This window comes from Kutzneria chonburiensis, assembly GCF_028622115.1.
Lineage (GTDB): Bacteria > Actinomycetota > Actinomycetes > Mycobacteriales > Pseudonocardiaceae > Kutzneria > Kutzneria chonburiensis.
This window is the reverse complement of sequence record NZ_CP097263.1, coordinates 5,476,417-5,495,685: the sequence shown is the minus strand read 5'-3', so window position 1 is coordinate 5,495,685 and position 19,269 is coordinate 5,476,417. Positions and strand designations below refer to the sequence as shown.

Below are 19,269 nucleotides of genomic sequence, written 5' to 3'. Positions count from 1 at the left end.
AAGCCCCAAAGGGCATCGTTAGGTCACGGCGCGCCGAACCTGGGCGTGCCTGATGGGGAGGCAGGGGAACTCGTGCTCAACACCATGACTCGCACCGCCGTATTCGTGTGCGCGACCGACCCGATCCTGCGTGGCGGCATCGTGATGGCGCTGCGCGGACGACCGGAGATCCAACTCGTCGACGACGCGCAGGCCGACCCGGCCCGCACCGTCGTGCTCGCGGTGGGGGACCGCTTCGACGAACGGGTCACCGCACTACTACGCCGGATGCGGGGCCGCGGCTACCGGCGCATCGTGCTGGTGGCCGGAGACATCGACGACAACGAGGTGCTGGCGGCCGTGCAGTCCGGGGTCTGCGCGGTGGCCCGGCGCGGCGAGATCGACGCCGACGCGCTGGTCCGGCTGGTCAACGTGGCCAAGGCCGGCGAGGGCTCGATGCCGCCGGACATGCTCGGTCGGCTGCTCGACCGGGTCGGCCGGCTCCAGGCCAAGGTGCTGGAGCCGCGGGGGCTGCGGCTGTCCGGCATCTCGTCCCGGGAGACCGACGTGCTGCGGCTGATCGCCCAGGGCCTGAGCACCCGGGAGATCGCCAAGAAGCTCTGCTACTCGGAGCGCACGGTCAAGAGCCTGCTGCACGACGTGACGGTGCGCTTCGAGCTGCGCAACCGCTCGCACGCGGTGGCGTTCGCGGTCCGTGAAGGCCTGATCTGACAACGGGATTGGCGCAGCAGAGGGGACCGCGCCAGCCCGAGGGAGTGCGGTGGTACGGGCGTGCGGCTGCCGTCCGTACCACCGCTTTTCCCTGTGACTACACGGTGATGTCCAGCAGGGCCCGGCGCTCCGGGTCGAGCAGGAACACCTTGGCCGTCGAGATGTCGAAGTACATGCCGACCAGCCGGACCTTGCCCGCCGCCACGGCCGCGGCGACGTTGGGGTAGCTGAGCAGGTTTTCCAGCTGCTGGGCGATGTTGGCCAGGCAGAGCCGCTCGTTGGCCGGCAGCTCGGCGTCCTCGCCGGCGGTCGCGGCCAGCCGCAGCAGGCTGGGCTCGGCGTAGCGGAGCCAGTCGTGCAGCGCCGACGGGCCCGTCACCGACTGGGCCAGCACGGCCTTCATGGCACCGCAGTCGGAGTGCCCGCAGACCACGATCTCCTGCACGGACAGCACATCGACGGCGTACTCGACGGCTGAGCCGACGGAGGCGTCCTCGCCGTGGTTGGGCACGAGGTTGCCCACGTTGCGCAGGCTGAACTGGTCGCCGGGGCCGCTGCTGGTGAACAGGTTGGGCAGCACCCGGGAGTCGGAGCAGGTGATGAACAGCTGCTTCGGCTTCTGGCCGTGCTCGGCCAGCTCGCTCAGGAACGGCCGGACCAGCGGCGCCGCGTGCTTCTCGAACGCGCGGATGCCGGCGATCAGGTGGTCGTCGCTGTCGGCCTGGCTGGGCACCTCGATGTCGGTGGGCTCGGTCTGCTGCCAGTGCGACCACGGCGCGAACCAGCGCGGCGGCACGTCCTGCCGCACGGCCTTGCGCCGCTGCGGCCGGCCGCCGATGGCCCGGTGGTACCAGCTGTCGAGCACCTCGTCCACGCGCACCCGGCCACCGGTGCGCTCGTAGCCGATGCGCCAGTCGTTGATCGCCTCGAACACGCCGTGGTCCATGAAGTCGACGTGCAGTTCGAGCACAACGCTCTCGCGCAGCGGAATGGCCCGCAGCTCGCGCACCAACCGGCCGGCGCCGAGGAACACCAGCGAGCCGTGGACGCTGACGTACCAGCGGCCGTCCTCACGCTGAACGTCCACAGTGGAATGCGTGAGCCGGTAGAACGCGCGGATCAGGGCCACGGCCAGGCCGACCAGCACGCCCTCGACCAGACCGAACGCGATGACGCCGAGCAGGGTCGCGGCGTACACGACCATTTCGCGGTGCCGCCACAGCTGCTTCATGTGTGCGACGCTGACCAGCCGGACACCGATCACGATCAGCACCGCGGCCAGCGCGGCCATCGGGATCTGCCGCAGGACTCCTGCCAGCAGCAGCACGGCCAGCAGCATCCACAGGCCGTGCAGGATGGTGGACCAGCGAGACTTCGCGCCCGCGGCCACGTTGGTCGAGCTGCGCACGATCACGCCGGTGACCGGCAGACCGCCGAGCGCGCCGGAGACGGTGTTGGCCACGCCCTGGGCGATGAGTTCCTTGTCCAGGTTGGCCCGGGGGCCGTCGTGCAGCTTGTCCACGGCCACCGCCGACAGCAGCGACTCGACACTGGCCACCAGCGCGACGGTGAGCACGCCGCCGATGATCGCCAGTACCGGACCGCTGGGCAGCTGCGGCAGCACGACCTCGTTGATGATGTCCGACGGCAGCGAGACCCGGGCCAGGTCGAGGGAGAAGCCCGCGGCCACGGCCGTGCCGACACCGACCGCGACCAGCGGCGCCGGCACCACGTTGACCTTGGGCAGCTTGGGCCACAGCACCATCACCGCGATGGTCAGCGCGCCGACCAGCAGCGCGCCCGGGTGCAGGCCGATGATCTGGGCCGGGAGTTCGATGACGTTGTCCAGGACCGAGCCCTGGTTGGCCCCGCCCAGCATGACGTGCAGCTGGCCGATGGCGATGGTGACGCCGATACCGGCCAGCATGCCGTGCACCACGGCCGGTGAGAGGGAGAGGGCGAGCCGGCCGACGCGGCTCAGACCCAGCAGGATCTGGATGAGGCCCGCGCCGACCGTGATGGCGGCGGTGGCGGCCCAGCCGAACTGGGCGACCAGGCCGGCCACGATGACCGTGAGGCCGGCCGCCGGGCCCGCGACCTGAAGCGGGGCCCCGCTGACCAGGCCACCCAGGATGCCGCCGACCACGGCGGCGATGAGGCCGGCGATGAGTGGCGCGCCGGAGGCCGCCGCGATGCCCAGCGACAGCGGCACTGCCACCAGGAAGACCACGAACGACGCGGGTAGGTCGTAGCGCAGCACCGAGCGCAGGCCGCCCGGCGGCGGTCCCGCCGTCGTGTGCTCACCCGCGTGTGACTTCTTCGAGCGCTCCTCGGAGACGGTCAAGATGTGACTCCCCAGTAATCGGTAGCTGATGTTTCCGTGACCTCCATGATGCCGAGAGTTACCCCCACCAGAGGTCAACGGACTGTAAATATTACTTTACCCACAGCTGACGGCGGAGAAGTGGTCACGATCACGCTCGATCGGGTGAGGTTCCGGCCACCCCTGCCCGGTACTCCGTCACGTCAAGTGATCACGTTGCGGCATCTGGGTTTCTGACGCCTCTGGACGCCCAAGGGATCATCCGACGAGCTGGGCTGGCCGGGCTGGTGCTGGAGCGGCGGCGCGAGGTGGACGGCCGGGCTGACCCGACCTGCGCCGCATCGGCCGCCGGGTCATCGGCGGCGGCGCGCACAGTGCGGTGCGGCGGCTGGCCGGCATCGATTTCCCCGGTGTCGAGCCGGAACAGGTGTCGTCACGGCACTCGGTCCACCGACACCACGATCCGGGACGTGGCAACGGAAGGACTGCTCGACACGTATCACCAGGAGCGGCATCCGGTCGGGAGGCGGGTGCAGGACTGGGCGATGGCCCGGGTGGCGCTGCTGCGGCCCGATCCGCGGAGCCGGGCGTTGCGGGCGGTGATGCGAGAACTGCTCGACACCGCCGACGGCGCGACCTACGTGGTCAAGAACATCTCCGGTGTGGCCCGGGCCGAGGCGTGCGCGCTGGTGTTCGAGGACGGCTCGCGGCTGGCCGATCACTGTCACGACGGCCGGCCGGTGCTGGTCGGCAATGCGGAACTTGCTGGTGTCGCAACGAAGTTCGGCGCGGCGTTCATCGAGGGCCCGGAGCCGCTGCTGCTGCGGCCGGCCGGCGCGGCGACGGCGATGCGGAATCCGCGCTCCGGCAATGGTTTCTTCACTCGATCGAGTGAAGATCGCTAGACACACACGATCCCCGCCCGGCGATGGTCTGGGAGTGGGGCGGGGATCGCGTGTGTGTCCCGGGTGGCGCGGGGAGGGGGCGTACGGGGGTGATGCGCCACCCGGATCGACCACGGACTCGGGGTCCGCGTCGTCATGGGGATGTCCGGTCAGACCCTCAACCGGCGCTGCGGAGATGGCCGTGGCGGCGGCTGCTCGCCTGGTCCGACCTGGTCGCGCGCGGTTCGTCGCGGGTGATCGTCAGGCACAGGTGCGCGGCCAGGTAGGCGCGGCACGGCGAGGGCAGGCGCCGGCTGAAGCGGCGGGTACGACAGGTGGGGCAGCGGCCGTTCTCGTCCGGCGTGTGCTCGTCCAGCAGCGCCTTGAGGGCGGTCACCATACGGGGTAGTTCGGCCCGGGCCAGGCTGATCGCGGTACGGTCGTCAGCCTTGGCGGCCAAGCGCATCAGGTCGGACAAATGCTCGTGCAGGGACTTGTCGAGTTGACTGAACACGCTGGTGGGCATGGGGTGGGGTCACCCCACCCGGTTCACGAGCAGGGCGGTTGCCTCTTCGATGGCGCGTTCCAGGCTCTTGCGGAGCTGGGTGGCCTCGGCGATCGACAGGGTGGAGGTCTCGGCAGGCGGTGAGATCATGACGATCCGGCCGGGGCAGGACCACACCTGCACCTGCCGCTTCCGGTCGAGCGCGTCCAGGCAGGCGATGTCCCAACGACGTCCGGTGAACTCGGTCATCCTTGGTCCTTCCACTGTTGGTGGGTGGCACCCGCTTGACATCCCCGGAGCGGCGTGTTGGCTAGCAGCCTGCGACCGGCCGGAGGGTTTCTGCAAGTTGCACTACACGATTGGATGACAGGTCTTTGCGGCCCCTCAAGTCCCGTTCCACACTGAGGTTCGTGCGAAAGGCGGTTGACAGGTGACCATGCAACCGAGCCCCACGGTTCGCAAGCGTCGTCTCGCCAGTGAGCTGCGTCGGCTGCGAGAGACGGCCGGCCTGACCATCGAGGACGTCGGCGAGAAATTGGAGTGCTCGCCGTCCAAGATCAGTCGCATCGAGACGCTGCGGGTCGGGGTAACGCCCCGGGACGTGCGCGACATGCTACTGCTCTACGGGGTGCCGGAGGAACAGCGAGAATATCTCGTGCAGATCGCCCGCGAGGCCCGCATCAAGGGCTGGTGGGAATCCTTCGGCGACGTCGGCCGCGGAGCCTTCCTCGGCTTCGAGGCCGAGGCGGCCATCCTGCGTACCTACAACGCGATGCTGGTGCCCGGACTCGCCCAGAGCGAGGCCTACATCCGGGCCCTGATCGCCGAGGGCGCGCCGGACATGTCGCCGGACGAGGCGGAACGCCGGATCACGATGCGCCTGACGCGCAAGCGGATCCTGGAGCGCGACGACCCGCCCCGGGTCTCGTTCGTGCTCGACGAGAGCGTGCTGCGGCGTCCGGTCGGCGGCCCCGACGTCATGCGGACCCAGCTGGAACACCTGGTGGACCTGTCCACCCGACCGAACGTCACCTTCCAGGTGATCCCTTTCGCGCACCGCTCGTACCCCGGTATGGGCGCGTCATTCGTGATCATGGAATTCCCCGATCCCGCCGACCGCGACGTGGTCTACGTCGAAGGCACGGTCGACGGGACGTTCCAGGAGAACGCCGATGAGGTCGACTACTACTCGATGCTGTGGGGGCATCTGGTGGCCGCGGGGCTGAGCCCCAAGGACTCGGTGGCCTTCATCGCGGACGCGGCCGGTCAACTCGACTAGGCCCCGGCCGGGCCGTGCGGCAGGCGGCGCGCGAAGGGGCTGCAACCAAGGAGTGTGCTGTCGTGATCGAAACCCAGGCCGACCTGACCTGGCGGAAGAGCAGCTACAGCGGTCCCCGCGACGTCTGCTGCGTGGAGATCGCCTTCGCCGGTGCGGACACCGCGGTCCGCGACTCGAAGAACCCGGCCGGCGGCTCGCTGCTGGTCGGCGAGGCCGGCTGGCGGCGGTTCCTGGCCACCGCGAGCCGGGACGGGTTCTCCCGGGACTGACCCGCTGACGACCGTGCCGTGGGGACAGGCGCCCCACGGCACGCCAACGGCCTCGGACGAAGGCGCGCGTCCGAGGCCGGTGATGGGGGACGCGAACCGATCGATGTTCCGCCGCCGCGGGCTGTTGCCCTCTGCACATCGATCGGCCCGCGTCGTCTGTGGGGAGCTTGCGGGCTCCTGGCTGGTTCCATCGGGTGGAACTGGTAACAATGATTACTGAACCGTCCACACAACCTCTGGAGTACGTCTGGAGGCCCGATTAGGCTCTGATCGCCGCACGTGGCGGCCTGGAGGACTGATCGCTTGTCGGACGGTGGATCAACCTGGTGGTTCGAGGTGCTGGGCGCGCTGCGCGCCAGCCGGGACGGCCAGGACGTGGCGCTGGGGGCGCCCAAGCAGCGGGTCGTGTTCGCGGTCCTGGTGCTGGGGCGCAACACAGTCGTGGGCCGCGACCAGATCATCGACGCGCTGTGGGGCGAGACCGCCCCGAGCAGCGCGGTCAACGTCGTGCACACCTACGTGGCCGGCCTGCGCAGAGCGCTGGAGCCGGCCCGGGCCAGCCGGCAGCCGGGCGACCTGCTGCGCTCGGCCGGCGACGGCTACCGGCTCACCCTGGACCCGTCGTGGGTGGACCTGGACGTCTTCGACGGCCGCACCGCCGCGGCCGCCCGGCTGCGGTCCGCCGGGGACCTGGTCGCCGCCGGTGAGGAGCTGGACGCCGCCCTCGCGCTGTGGCGGGGCGACCCGCTCGGCGGGTTGCCCGGCCTGTTCGCCGAGGTCGAGCGCAGCCGGCTGGTCGAGCGACGCCTGACCGTGCTGGAAGAGCGCGCCGACCTGCGGCTGGCCCTCGGGCGCGGCGCCGACGTGGTGGCCGAGCTGTCCCGGCTCGTGGACGAGTACCCGCTGCGCGAGCGCCTGTACGGCATGACGATGCGGGCCCTGTGCCAGACCGGCCGGCAGGCCGAGGCGCTGGCCACGTACCGGATGGCCCGCGAGGTGCTGATCGACGAGCTGGGCGTGGAGCCCGGGCCCGAGCTCCAGCGGCTGCACCAGGCCGTACTGGCCGGCGAGGACCTCGCCGGCAGCGCGGAGCAGCGGCCGCAGGTCGTCGTGCAGGCGGCCGTGCCCGGGCAGCTGCCGCCCGATCCGGCCAGCTTCGTCGGCCGTGAGGACCTGCTCGACCGGCTGGACGAGCTGCGCGCCGAGACCCCGTCCGGCCTGGTCGTGGCCATCACCGGCCCGGCCGGCGTCGGCAAGACGGCGCTGGCCGTGCACTGGGCGCACCGCGTGCGGGCCGACTTCCCCGACGGCCAGCTGCACGTCGACCTGCACGGCTACGACCCGCAGCGTGACCCGCTGGACGCCAACGAAGTGCTGCGGCGCTTCCTGCGCGCGCTGGGCGTGGCCGCGGGCGAGGTGCCGTCGACCGTGGAGGAGCGGTCGGCGCTGTTCCGGACCCTGGTCTCGGACCGCCGGATGATCATCGTGCTGGACAACGCGCGCGGCTCCGACGAGCTGATGCCGCTGCTGGCCGGCTCCGGCTGCTGCGTGCTGGTGACCAGCCGGCGGCGGCTGGACGGGCTGGTCGCGCACGCCGACGCCAAGCTGCTGGACGTCGACCTGCTCAGCGACGATGAGGCCGTCAACCTGCTCGGCCGCATCGCCGGCAGCGCACGGCTGCGTGAGGAGCCGGCGCAGATCGCGCGGCTGGCGTCGCTGTGCGACCGGCTGCCGCTGGCGCTGCGCATCGCCGCCGCACGGCTGGCCGTCGCGCCACGGCAGCCCGTGGCGGCGCTGGTGTCGGAACTGGACGACGAGCAGGGACGGCTCGCCGCGCTCGGGTTGGAGGAGGGCGCCAGCGCCGTACGGTCGGCGTTCGACGCCTCGCGCCGTGCACTGCCGCCGCTGCCGGCGCGGTTGCTAGCGCTGCTAGGACTGCACCCGGGGCACGACATCACCCCGCACGTGGTCGCCGCGCTGGCCGAGGTGCGACTGTGCGACGCCAGCCGCGCGCTGGACTCGCTGGAGGCCGCGCACCTGTTGACCGTCAGCGAACCCGGGCGGTACATGCCGCACGACCTCATGCGCGCGTACTGCGTCACCCTGGCCGGCGAGGAGCTGAGCGAGGACGAGCAGCGGGCCGTGGCCGGACGGATGCTCGACTACTACCTTTACTGCGCCGACCTGGCCGACGGGCTCCTGCCCATCACGCGAGGAACCGTCGAGATCGCGCCGTCCTTCGTACCGGCCGAGATCCCGGTCATCGACTCCTCGGCCACGGCCCTGGCGTGGCTGGAGGCCGAGCGGGTCAACCTGCTGGCCGCCGCCGCGTACGCCGTCACGCACGACTGGCCCGTGCACGCGTGGCAGCTGCCGTACACGCTGAGCCGGCTGTTCTGGCTGCTGGCCGACCGCGACTCGTGGCTGGCCACGCACGAGGCCGCCACGCCCGTGGTGCGGAGGTTGAAGGATCCGCTGGCGCAGTTCGTCACGCTGCACAACCTGGGCGTCGTGCTGACGCTGCACGAGCGCTACGACGAGGCACTGGAGGCGGAACGGGAAGCGCTTTCCGTGAGCCGGCGGCAGGGCCACGGCGAATGGCAGGCGCGGGCGTACACCTCGATCGCCAACATCCTCACGTCCACCGGCCGCGCCGGCGAGGCCGAGGTGCAGTACCTGCGCGCCGCCGAGATCAGCAAGCGCACCGGGTCGCTGTTCGCCGAGGCCAACAACCTGCACAACCTGGCCTGCCTGTACGCCGGGGAGCAGCGGCACACCGAGGCCGTGCAGCAGCTGCGGGCGGCCATGGACCTCTACCGGCAGCTCGGCGACGCCGTGGGCCAGACCGCCGGCCTGAGCACCCTGGCCGAGTCGCTGATCGCCCTCGGCAAGGGCCCCGACGCGCTGACCGCGGCCAAGGAGGCGCTGGAGGTCGCCGTCGAGGCCAGCAGCGTCTACCACCAGGGCATCGCCCACGACCGCATCGCCCAGGCCCTCGACTTCCTCGGCGACCAGTCGGCCGTGCCGCACTGGCAGCGCTCGCTGTCGGTGTTGAGCGACCTCGGCGCCCCCGAGGCCGACGGCGTCCGCGCCCGCCTCGCCCAGGCCCGTGTCTCCGTCCGCACCCCCGCCTAGAACCCCCGCGAGTCCCGCTCTCCGGCACACCGAAACCCGGTTTCCGGCAGATCTGGCACTCAGGGCTCAGTTCTGCGCGAAACCGCATTTCGGTGTGCCGCTGGGCGGGACTCGCGGGGGTAAGGGGCCTTACTTGGGCCTCAGGTGGGGTCACGGTCCGCGGGTAAGGGATCGGGTAGGTGTTCGTCGGATGCCGGTGGCCCGGCCTCAGTACGACTCTCCACCTTGTCGGAAACCGATGAGGAGGACGAGATGTTGGAGTACAGCGCGCCGGAGTCGATCAAGGCTGAGGTCGAGTACCGGCAGCGGCGGGCCCGTGAGCTGGCGCGGCCGATGGGCCCGGTGCTGCGGCTGCCACGGCTGTTCCGCTGGCACCGGTCCAGTGACGGGCATGACGTGAAAGTAGCCCGCCACGCGGCCTGAGGTGTGCGACCATGCCCACCGTGCCGCGCCTGGGATCGGGAATTCCGCTGGTGGCACGCAGCGCGGAGATCGGCCGCCTGCGTGCCGCCCTCGCGCGGGCGGCAGCCGGTGAGGCCGGGGCCGTGCTGGTGTCGGGGGACGCCGGCGTTGGCAAGACCCGGCTGCTGACCGACCTGACCGCCACCGCCGAGCAGGACGGGGCGCTCGTCCTGACCGGACGGTGCGTCGGCTCCGGGGCCGGCCTGCCGTACCTGCCGTTCGCCGACGTGCTCGGACAGCTGCGCGGCGACCATCCCGAGGCGCTGCGCAGCCGGCCGGCGCTGGCCCGGCTGCTGCCCGACCTGGCCGTCAAGCCGTTGAGCCGTGAGGACGACGCCGAGCTGGGGCAGCTCCAGCTGTTCGACGCCGTGCACAGCCTGCTGGTCGAGCTGTCTTCGGAACGGACGGTCGTGCTGACCGTCGAGGATGTGCACTGGGCCGACTCCTCGTCCCGGAACCTGTTGACCTTCCTGCTGTCCCGGTTGAGCACCGAGCGTCTGCTCGTCGCCGTCACGTATCGGGCCGACGAACTACACCGTCGGCACCCGTTGCGTCCCGTGCTGGCCGAGCTGGTTCGGCTGACCGCCGTGGAACGCCTTGACCTGACTCCGTTCAACAGCGCCGATGCGGCGTTGTTCGTGCGGGCGCTGGCCGACGACGATCTCACCGACGTGCAGGTGCAGCGCATTGCCGAACGCTCCGAGGGCAACGCTTTCTTCGCCGAGGAACTGTTGGCCAGCACCGCCGACTGCGGCTGCGACGACCCTGGCGTGCCGACCGCGCTGGCCGATGTGCTGCTGGCCCGGATCGAGCGGCTCAGCCCGCAGGCCCAGCAGGTGCTGCGGGCCGCTTCCGCCGGCGGTCGTCGCGTTCGCTACGAGCGGCTGCACGAGGTTGCCGGCATGGCCCCGCCCGAGCTGGAAGAGGCGATGCGGGAAGCCGTGCAGCACAACGTGTTGGTCGACGTGAACGAGCACTACGCGTTCCGGCACGCCCTGTTGCGCGAGGCCATCTACACCGACTTGCTGCCGGGGGAGCGGGTCCGGTTGCACGCCGCCTATGCCCGGCTGCTCAAGGAAGAGCCGGGAATCCGTGGTACTGCGGCAAAGTTGGCGTACCACAGCATGGAGAGCCATGATCTGCCGCAGGCGCTGGCCGCCTCCGTGCAGGCCGCCGGCGAGGCCGACGACGCCGGCGCCCCGTCCGAGGCATTGCACTACACCGAGCAGGCCCTGAAGATCTGGCCCGCCGTCACCGATCCCGAGGTGCATGCCGGCGTCACCGAGCTGGCGCTGATCAGGAAGGCCAGCTGGTACGCCATCAGCGCCGGGGAGCTGGAGCGGGGCATCGCCTTCGCCCGCCAGGCCGTTCGCGTCGCCTCCGGCGACGCGAAGATCGAAGCGTTGCGGCGCCTGGCCATGGCAGTGGCCAATTTGGACGGTCGTGAGCACGAGGCCGCCGCCGTGATCGACGAGGCATGGGAGCTCGTGCACGAGCAGCCCGCCTCCGTCCACAAGGCTTGGGTGATGGCCGTTCGGTCGCGGCTGATGCGCGCCGTCTGCCGGCCCGGCGCGCGGGAGGCCGCCGAGGAGGCCGTGCGTTCCGCCGTGCAGATCGGTTCCCGCAGCGCCGAGGCCGATGCGTTGATCACCATCGCCGTCATCGACGAGAAGGACGGGCTGGTCGAGGACGCCTGCTCCCGTCTGATCATCGCCCGGGACCGGGCCATCGAGGCCGGGGCGTTGAACGTCGAGCTGCGGGCGTGGTTCAACCTTGGCGTCAACCGGTACGAGCAGGGGCTCATCGGCGAGGCCGTCAAGGTCTTCTCCGAGGGGCTGCGGCGGTCGGAGCAGAACGGATTGTCTTGGAGCCCTTCGGGTTTCCAGCTCCGGGCGCTGCTCGCCATCGCCCGTTACGTCGCCGGCGACTGGGAGGGCAGCACTGCCGCCGCGCAGCTTCCCGGTGATCCCGTCGCCAACCTCGGCACCGCCATCGTGGCTGCCTCCGGGCTGCCCACCGAGGTCGGCTCCGGCCGTCTGGACCAGGCCGAGCTCTTGCTCCAGCGGCTTCGTCCCGAGTGGCGGCGCGACTTCCAGCTGCCCCTGTTCTGCACCGCCGCCGCCGTCGAGCTGCACCTGTGGCGTGGCCGTCCCGAGCTCGGCATCGCCGCCGCCCAGGACGGTTTGGACACTCTCGAGGCCGCCGAGCCCGCCCTCACCGCCGAGATTCGCCTTGCCGCCCTTGGTGTTTCCGCCGCCGCCGACTTCGCCCGCCTCGCCCGCCGCCGCCGCGACGCCGAGTCTTCCGCGCTGGATTCCGCCGCCCGTTTCCTCTCCCTCGGCGAGGCCGCCGCCGCGGCGCGTCCCCGTAGCGGCAAGCTCGGTCCCGAGGGCATCGCTTGGCAGCTCCGGCTCGCCGCCGAGGCCACCCGCCTCGACGACGGCACCGGCGATCCCGCCGCTTGGCGCCGCGTCGTCGACGCCTTCGGCTACGGCCACGCTTATGAGCGCGCCCTCGCCCGTTGGCGCCTCGCCGCCGCCCTACTCGCCGACGACGCCCGCGACGACGCCGCCCAGCAGCTCCGCCTCGCCGCCGAGTCCGCCTCCCGCCTCGGCGCCCTTCCCTTGTCCTCCGCCTTGTCCGAGCTGGCCAAGCGCTCCCGCATCCAGCTCGGCGACGCCGTCCCCCGCGACACCGTCGACCTCCTCACCCCTCGCGAGCGCTCCGTCCTCTCCCTCGTCGCCCTCGGCCGCACCAACCGCGAGGTAGGCGAGGAGCTCTTCATCAGCGAGAAGACCGTCAGCGTCCACCTCTCCCGCATCATGGCCAAACTAGGCGCCAGCCGCCGCGCCGAGGCCGTAGCGACGGCTTACGACCGCGGGCTGTTGGAGTCCTGAGCCGCCAAGAAAATGGCCCTCGACCTGGTCGGAGCGGCATGTCTGCCGGAGGTTGTACGCCTGAGGGATGACTCTCGTCAGCCCTGGGGACGACGGGGGTTCCCGCCCGCGAGTGGATGTTGACGGACCCGGGCCGGCCATAGGTTCTGCCTCATCGACTTCCAGGTGAGGAGCAAGGCATGTCTGCTGTGGCGTCCGACGTCGGACTCCGGACCGCGGTTCAGGCGCGGGAGCTGGTGAAGGTGTACGGCCGGGGGGACACGGCGGTGCGCGCTCTTGACGGGGTGAACGTGTCGTTCCAGGCGGGGCGGTTCACGGCGATCATGGGGCCGTCGGGGTCGGGCAAGTCGACGCTGATGCACTGCCTGGCCGGCCTGGACTCGGTGGACCACGGGCAGGTCTACATCGGACAGACGGATATCACGAAGCTGTCCGACCGGGACCTGACGCGGCTGCGCCGGGACCGGGTGGGGTTCGTGTTCCAGTCCTTCAACCTGCTGCCGACGCTGACGGCTGAGCAGAACATTCTGCTGGGCCTGGAATTGGCCGGGAAGAAGCCGGACAAGGCCTGGTACGACACGATTGTGGACACGATCGGGCTGCGCCAGCGGCTGGGGCACAAGCCGAGTGAGCTGTCGGGTGGCCAACAGCAGCGGGTGGCCTGTGCCCGGGCACTGGTGGCCAGGCCGGAGGTGGTGTTCGCGGATGAGCCGACGGGCAACCTCGATTCGCGGAGTGGCGCGGAGGTGCTGGACTTTCTGAGGATGTCGGTGCGCAAGCTGGGGCAGACGGTGATCATGGTTACGCACGACCCGGTGGCCGCGTCCTACGCGGACCGGGTGGTGCTGCTGGCCGACGGCCGGCTGGCGGGGGAGATCAACCAGCCGACGGCCGACTCGGTGCTGTCGGCCCTCAAGCACCTGGGAGCGTGATGTTCCGGGCCACGCTCGCGGGTCTGCGCGCCCGCACGGCGCGGATGGTGCTGTCCTCGATAGCGATCATCCTCGGCGTCGCCTTCGTCAGCGGCACGCTGATCCTGGGCAACGCCCTCAACGCACAGCTGCACGACAACCTGTCCCGCCAGACGCGCGGCGTCGACGCGGCGGTGCAGGTCAACTACGACGGCCAGAAGTCATCGTCCGACGCCCCGAAGCTGGGGCAGGACACGGTGGACGCGATCCGCAAGATCCCGGGTGTCGCCGGGGCGGACGGCCGCGGCGGCGGCACGCTGCCGCTGATCAAGACCAACGGCAAGGCGGTGCAGGCCTTCGCCTCGACCATCGAGACGACGCCGCAGCTGCGTGAGTTCGACCTGGTCGAAGGGGCCTTCCCCAAGGCGGACAACGAGATTGCGCTGGACGCCCGCACGGCCAAGTCGACCGGTATCGGCGTCGGCCAGAAGGTCTCGGTGCTGAGCAAGACCGACACCCCGGTGCCGCTGACCGTGGTCGGCACGTACAGCCAGGGCGCCAACGCGATCTCCATCATCTCGGACAACCAGATCCTGCTGACGCCGAGCGGTCTGGCCGCACTCCAGAAGCAGGCGAGCGTCTACCAGGTCGTGGTGGCGGCGGCCCCGGGCGTGAGCCAGCAGACCCTGGTCGACCGGATCTCGGCCCAGCTGGGCAAGTCCTACAAGGTGCAGACCGGCGACGCGATCACCGACGAGGCGCTGCACAGCGCCGGCCGCGGCTCGAACGGCCTGACCAACTTCATGCTGATCTTCGCGCTGATCTCGCTCGTCGTCGCGGCGATGGTCATCTACAACACCTTCACCATCCTGATCGCCCAGCGCACCCGTGAGCTGGCCCTGATGCGCTGCATCGGCGCGGGCCGCGGCCAGGTGTTCGGCAGCGTGCTGCTGGAGGCGTTGGTGATGGGCCTGGTCGCCTCGGTGCTCGGCCTCGGCGCGGGCCTCGGCCTGGCGGCCCTGCTGCAGAAGGCGGTCGGCTGGTTCAGCGGCGCGGCGACGGAGGTGAGCGTCCCACTGTCGGGCACGGTGGTGATCGCGGCCTTCGCGATCGGTGTCCTGGTCACGGTGGTGTCGGCGGCCCTGCCGGCGCTGCGGGCGACGAAGGTGGCCCCGCTGGCCGCGCTGCGCGCCCAGCCGGACAGCCACGACGAGGTCCGCCGCACGAGCGTGCTGCGCATGGTCAGCGCGGCGGTGCTGCTGCTGGGCGGTGCCGGCTTGATCGGACTGGGCATGGGCTCGAAAGACCCGGACTCGGCGCTGTTCGTGGTCGGCGGCGGCACGATGGTGATGCTGCTCGGCGTGATCGTGCTGGGCCCGCTCATCGTGGGACCGATCAACAAGCTGCTCGGCGCGATCCCGTCGATGCTGTTCGGCGTGCCGGCCAAGCTGGCCACGGCCAACGCGGGCCGCAACCCGCGCCGCACCGCGGCGACCACGGCGGCGCTGGTCATCGGCGTCACCATCGTCACGATGGTCACGGTGGTGGCCACCAGCGGCAAGCAGGCCGCGGGCGCCGAGGTGGACAAGCGCTTCCCGGCCGACTTCACGGTCACCTCCTCGGTCTACGACCACCCGCTGCCGGCCACGCTGCCCGGCCAGCTCAAGTCGGTGCCGCAGATCGCCCAGGCCGCCGCCACCACGCAGACGGTCATGACGGTCGCCCAGTCCGGCGACCAGGGCGTGGAGGGTGTGGACAAGTCGGCCGTCGGCACCATGGTCAACCCGAAGTTGGCCAGCGGTGACCTGAGCCAGCTCGGCCCGGGCACGATCGCGCTGAACAAGCAGGCCGTCGGCACGGCCAAGCTGGGCGACCAGCTGCTGGTCAGCACGGCCGACGCCAACAAGATGCTCAAGCTGGTGGCGATCTACGACGCCAAGGAGCTGCCGGACGGCCTGGTCACGCTGGACACGTTCGCGGCGGTCGCGCCGAAGGTCGTCGGCTACGACCAGATCCTGGTCAAGATGAAGCCGGGCGTCTCGGTGACGGACGGCCAGAACGCCATGGACAAGGCCACGGCCGACGTGGCGGTGGCCAAGGTGGACAGCGCGGCGGCGACCAAGGAGCAGCTCAACGGCGAGATCGACAGCCTGCTGGGGCTGATGTGGGCGCTGATCGGGCTGGCGGTGGTGATCGCCCTGTTCGGCATCGCCAACACGCTGGGCCTGTCGGTGCTGGAGCGCACGCGGGAGTCGGCGCTGCTGCGGGCGCTCGGCCTGACCAAGGGCCAGCTGCGGTTCATGCTGGTGGTCGAGTCGGTGCTGATGGGCGTGATGGGCGCACTGATCGGCGTGGTCATGGGCGGCGCGTTCGCCTGGGTGCTGATCGAGGCCCTGTCCAGCCCCGACCTGCAGCTGAGCCTGTCGATCCCGGGCGGCCAGCTGGGCGTGCTGCTGCTGGCGGCGATCCTGGCCGCGGTGGTCGCGGCCCTGATGCCGGCCCGCCGCGCGGCCCGTACGTCGATCGTCGCGGGGATGGCCGAAGCCTAAACGCGATGGACCGGGTGGGGCTCGTCCGTCGGGGGCGAGCCCCATTCGTGTATCCAGGACCGGCTACGGTGCTCCTGAACACCCAGGTGGCGAATGTCCTGGGGGACACATGGAACTTCGGCTGCTCGGGCCGGTGCAGGCGCGGATCGGGGAGACGGTGGTCGACCTCGGCCCGCGCCAGCGCCGGCTCGTGCTCGCGGTGCTGGCGCTGGAGGTGAACCGGCTGGTCCCGGTGGACCGGCTGGTCGACCTGGTGTGGCCGGTGCGGGCGCCGCGCACGGCCGCGCACGCGGTGCGGGTCTCGGTGTCGAGCATCCGTGCCCTGCTCGCGGAGGCCGACGCCGACCTGGCCGTGGTCACGCGCGGCTCGGGCTATCAGCTGAAGGCCGATCCGATGCTGATCGACGTGCACCGGTTCCAGGCCCTGGTCGCGCAGGCCCGCGAAGCCGACGCCGACTCGTCCCGGCTGCGTCTGCTGGACGAGGCGCTGGGGCTGTGGCGGGGCCCGGCGCTGGTCGACACGGCCGACCCGGAGGTGATCGACCAGCTGGTCGGCGGGGTCACCGAGGCCCGGCTGGTGGCCCAGGAGGACCGGTTCGACACGCTGCTGCGGCTGGGCCGGCACCAGGAGGCGCTGGGCGAGCTGACCACGCTCGTCGACCAGTATCCGACCCGGGAACGCCTGGTCGGGCAGCTGATGCTGGCCCTGCACCGCGGCGGCCAGAGCAGCCGGGCGCTGGCGGTGTCGCGGCGGACCCGGGCGCTGCTGGCCGAGGAGCTGGGCATCGACCCGGGTGAGGAGCTGGCCCGGCTGGAGCTGTCCATCCTGCGCAACGACCAGGCGCTGACCAGCACCGCGCCGCCGCGGTCGGTGGCGATGACGGCGCCGGCGCTGCTGCCGCCGGCCATCGGCGACTTCACCGGCCGCGAGGCGCAGTTCGCCGCCCTGGACGCGGCCGGCGCGGTCAAGCTGGTCGTCGGCACGGCCGGCGTCGGCAAGACGGCCCTGGTGGTGCAGTGGGGGCACCGGGTCCGGGCCCAGTTCCCGGACGGGCAGCTGTACGTCAACCTCAACGGCTACTCCGTCGGCGCGCCGGTGCAGCCGCTGCACGCGCTGTCCCAGTTCCTGCGAGCCGTCGGCGTGGAGCCGGATCAGGTGCCGGTCGACCTGGCCGAGGCCACGGGCCTGTACCGGACGCTGCTGGCCGATCGGAAAGTGTTGGTGCTGCTGGACAATGCCGTCAGCGCGGAGCAGGTGCGGCCGCTGCTGCCGGCCGGCGCCGGCTGCCAGGTGCTGATCACCAGTCGCGATCGCCTTGACGGGCTGGTCGCGATGGAAGGCGCGCACCGGCTGGCGCTGGACGTGATGTCCCCGGATGAGGCGCTTTCCTTGCTGCGTCGGATGGTCGGCGCGGAGCGGATCGACGCCGACGCCGAGGCGGCGGCCACGCTGGCCGGCACCTGCGCCCATCTGCCGCTGGCGCTGCGGATCACCGCGGCGCAGCTGGCCAACCACCAGTGGCGGCCGCTCGCCGATCACGTCGAGGCGCTGACCCAGGGCGATCTGCTGGCGTCACTGCGAATCGACGGCGACGAGCAGAGCGCCGTCCGCGCCGCGTTCGACCTGTCGTACTCGGGGCTGAAGCCGGAGGCGCAGGAACTGTTCCGCCGCTTGGGTTTGGTGCCGGGCCCGGACGTCAGCGCCGAGTCGGCGGCCGCGCTGATCGAGGCAACTCCTTGCGAGGCCGCGAGATTGCTGGACCAGCTGGCCGCGGTGCACCTGGTCGACCAACCGGTGCCGGGTCGCTACACGTGTCACGACCTGTTGCGGCAGTACGCCCGTGAACGCTCGCACGAGCAGGACAGCGCCGAGGAACGGGAAAACGTGCTGTGCCGGCTGCTCGACCTGTACCTGCGGCACACCCGCGCGGCGGTCGGCGTGCTGTACCCGCACATGCTGCAACTGGTGGCACCGACCGAAAAGGTGTTCGACGACTCGGCGTCCGCGCGGAAGTGGCTGGACGCGGAGCGGCCCAGCGTGGTCGCCGCCGTCCACGACGCCGCGCGGGCCGGACAGCGCGAACGGGCCTGGCTGCTGGCCGACGCGATCCGCGGTTTTCTGTACCACAGCGGGGATCTCGCCGACTGGTTCGCGGTGGCCCGCCTCGCCGTGGCGGTGTCCGTCGACGATCCGAAGGCGAAGGCCGCCGCGCTCTTCAGCCTCGGCACCGCGCACTACGCCGTGAACCAGTACCCCGAGGCGGTCGAACTGTGGACCGCGTCGCTCGACCTGTGCCGGCAGACGGAATGGTGGCCGGGCCAGGCTTCCGTGCTGAACAACCTCGGGTTGATCGCCGCCTCCACCGGCGAGCTGGCCAAGGCGACCACGTACTACGAGCAGGCGCTGCGGATCGGCCTGATGCTGGGCAACCGGTTCACCGAGAAGATGGTGCTGGCCAATCTCGGCATCGCCTGCCAGCAGCGGGGCGAGCCGGACCGGGCGGTGGACTTCTACCGGCGGGCGCTGGTCATCACCCGGGAGATCGACCAGCGCGGCGAAGGCGCCGTGCTGATCTACCTTGGCGGCTCGCTGGAGCTGCGCGGCGACCTGGACGAGGCGCTGGAGAGCTGCCAGGCCGGGCTGGTGCTGAGCCGGGAGATCGGCGCACGCAACAACGAAGCCCAGTCACAGCTCTACATCTCGGACATCCAGCACGCCGCCGGCCGGCGCGAGGAGGCGCTGGCCGCCGCGCGGGCGGCCGTCGAGATCGCCGCCGATCTGGGCGACCTGCGGACCGAGGCCGGCGGCTGGATCATGCTCGGCACGATCCTCGGCGGCACCAAGGAATGCGAGCGGGCGGTCGCCCTGGCCCGGGCCATCGGCGCCCGCTACGACGAGTGCAACGCGCTGATCACCTTGGCCGCCAACGTGTTGCCGACCGGCGGCGTCGGGCAGGCCAACGACTACGCGCAACACGCGCTGAGCATCGCCCGCGACGTCGGCTACCGGGCGCTGGAGGGGCGGGCGCTGTCGGTGCTGGCCGACATCGCACTGGCCGGCACGCAGGCGTCGAGGGCGGTCGTGCTGGCCACCGAGGCACTGACCGTGCAGCGACAGTGCGGCGACCGGCTCAGCATCGCCGCCACGCTGTGCGTGCTCGGCATCGCGCTACGGGAGACGGTCGGCTTGGCCGCGGCCCTGCCGCACTGGCGCGAGGCCAGCGACCTCTACCGCCGCTGCGACGCCCCCAGCCCCGCCGCCTCAGCGCTTTGCTTGCCGCTTAAGTCAGGAAGGGCCCCTTACTGACGTTCAACGTCAGTAAGGGGCCCTTCCTGACGTTCAA

General features: G+C 71.2%; 13 protein-coding genes. 10 read left to right on the top strand and 3 right to left on the bottom strand.

Features of this window, described 5'->3' with window-relative positions:
* The first annotated feature begins 84 nt into the window (after positions 1–84).
* Complete coding sequence (locus tag M3Q35_RS24775; RefSeq protein WP_273934865.1) at positions 85–711, top strand: helix-turn-helix transcriptional regulator; 627 nt, start codon at positions 85–87, stop codon at positions 709–711.
* Between the two features lie 97 nt (positions 712–808).
* Here M3Q35_RS24775 and M3Q35_RS24770 read toward each other — a convergent pair whose 3' ends face one another.
* The gene (locus tag M3Q35_RS24770; RefSeq protein WP_273934863.1) at positions 809–3,055 is read right to left on the bottom strand and encodes a bifunctional SulP family inorganic anion transporter/carbonic anhydrase; all 2,247 of its coding nucleotides are present in this window, start codon (positions 3,053–3,055) and stop codon (positions 809–811) included.
* 449 nt (positions 3,056–3,504) lie between these two features.
* On the opposite strand from M3Q35_RS24770, the gene M3Q35_RS24765 reads away from it, so the two are divergent.
* On the top strand, positions 3,505–3,939 hold the full coding sequence (locus tag M3Q35_RS24765; protein WP_273934860.1) for a hypothetical protein: 435 nt from the start codon (positions 3,505–3,507) through the stop codon (positions 3,937–3,939).
* 157 nt (positions 3,940–4,096) lie between these two features.
* Here the strand turns inward: M3Q35_RS24765 and M3Q35_RS24760 are convergent, their stop codons facing one another.
* On the bottom strand, positions 4,097–4,444 hold the full coding sequence (locus M3Q35_RS24760) for a hypothetical protein (RefSeq protein ID WP_273934858.1): 348 nt from the start codon (positions 4,442–4,444) through the stop codon (positions 4,097–4,099).
* A 9-nt stretch (positions 4,445–4,453) separates the two neighbouring features.
* On the bottom strand, positions 4,454–4,672 hold the full coding sequence (locus M3Q35_RS24755; RefSeq protein WP_184866336.1) for a hypothetical protein: 219 nt from the start codon (positions 4,670–4,672) through the stop codon (positions 4,454–4,456).
* A 181-nt stretch (positions 4,673–4,853) separates the two neighbouring features.
* On the opposite strand from M3Q35_RS24755, the gene M3Q35_RS24750 reads away from it, so the two are divergent.
* The 8 genes from M3Q35_RS24750 (at position 4,854) to M3Q35_RS24715 (ending at position 19,232) form a co-directional block, all read left to right on the top strand.
* The gene (locus tag M3Q35_RS24750) at positions 4,854–5,702 is read left to right on the top strand and encodes a helix-turn-helix domain-containing protein (RefSeq protein WP_379794305.1); all 849 of its coding nucleotides are present in this window, start codon (positions 4,854–4,856) and stop codon (positions 5,700–5,702) included.
* A 62-nt stretch (positions 5,703–5,764) separates the two neighbouring features.
* The gene (locus M3Q35_RS24745; protein WP_273934855.1) at positions 5,765–5,971 is read left to right on the top strand and encodes a DUF397 domain-containing protein; all 207 of its coding nucleotides are present in this window, start codon (positions 5,765–5,767) and stop codon (positions 5,969–5,971) included.
* Between the two features lie 303 nt (positions 5,972–6,274).
* Entirely contained in the window at positions 6,275–9,106 is a 2,832-nt protein-coding gene (locus tag M3Q35_RS24740) for an AfsR/SARP family transcriptional regulator (protein ID WP_273934853.1), read from the top strand.
* Positions 9,107–9,358: 252 nt separating this feature from the next.
* Positions 9,359–9,529 carry a hypothetical protein gene (locus M3Q35_RS24735; RefSeq protein ID WP_273934851.1) on the top strand — a complete coding sequence of 57 codons (171 nt, stop codon included), beginning with the start codon at positions 9,359–9,361 and terminating at the stop codon, positions 9,527–9,529.
* A gap of 11 nt (positions 9,530–9,540) precedes the next feature.
* The gene (locus tag M3Q35_RS24730) at positions 9,541–12,465 is read left to right on the top strand and encodes a helix-turn-helix transcriptional regulator (protein ID WP_273934849.1); all 2,925 of its coding nucleotides are present in this window, start codon (positions 9,541–9,543) and stop codon (positions 12,463–12,465) included.
* A gap of 179 nt (positions 12,466–12,644) precedes the next feature.
* Entirely contained in the window at positions 12,645–13,397 is a 753-nt protein-coding gene (locus tag M3Q35_RS24725) for an ABC transporter ATP-binding protein (RefSeq protein WP_273934847.1), read from the top strand.
* Positions 13,397–15,925 (top strand): ABC transporter permease, encoded by a 2,529-nt coding sequence (locus M3Q35_RS24720; RefSeq protein ID WP_273934845.1) that lies wholly within the window; start codon positions 13,397–13,399, stop codon positions 15,923–15,925. Before M3Q35_RS24725 ends, M3Q35_RS24720 begins: the two co-directional genes overlap by 1 nt.
* Before the next feature lie 109 nt (positions 15,926–16,034).
* Positions 16,035–19,232, top strand: a complete 3,198-nt coding sequence (locus M3Q35_RS24715) for an AfsR/SARP family transcriptional regulator (protein ID WP_273934843.1) — start codon at positions 16,035–16,037, stop codon at positions 19,230–19,232.
* Positions 19,233–19,269 lie beyond the last annotated feature (37 nt).

Excerpts from the sequence above, each read along its gene's own strand:
- M3Q35_RS24775 (WP_273934865.1), top strand. The coding sequence starts at position 85 with ATGACTCGCACCGCCGTATTCGTGTGCGCGACCGACCCGATCCTGCGT.
- M3Q35_RS24760 (WP_273934858.1), bottom strand. The coding sequence starts at position 4,444 with ATGCCCACCAGCGTGTTCAGTCAACTCGACAAGTCCCTGCACGAGCAT.
- M3Q35_RS24755 (WP_184866336.1), bottom strand. The coding sequence starts at position 4,672 with ATGACCGAGTTCACCGGACGTCGTTGGGACATCGCCTGCCTGGACGCG.
- M3Q35_RS24735 (WP_273934851.1), top strand. The coding sequence starts at position 9,359 with ATGTTGGAGTACAGCGCGCCGGAGTCGATCAAGGCTGAGGTCGAGTAC.
- M3Q35_RS24730 (WP_273934849.1), top strand. The coding sequence starts at position 9,541 with ATGCCCACCGTGCCGCGCCTGGGATCGGGAATTCCGCTGGTGGCACGC.
- M3Q35_RS24725 (WP_273934847.1), top strand. The coding sequence starts at position 12,645 with ATGTCTGCTGTGGCGTCCGACGTCGGACTCCGGACCGCGGTTCAGGCG.
- M3Q35_RS24720 (WP_273934845.1), top strand. The coding sequence starts at position 13,397 with ATGTTCCGGGCCACGCTCGCGGGTCTGCGCGCCCGCACGGCGCGGATG.
- M3Q35_RS24715 (WP_273934843.1), top strand. The coding sequence starts at position 16,035 with ATGGAACTTCGGCTGCTCGGGCCGGTGCAGGCGCGGATCGGGGAGACG.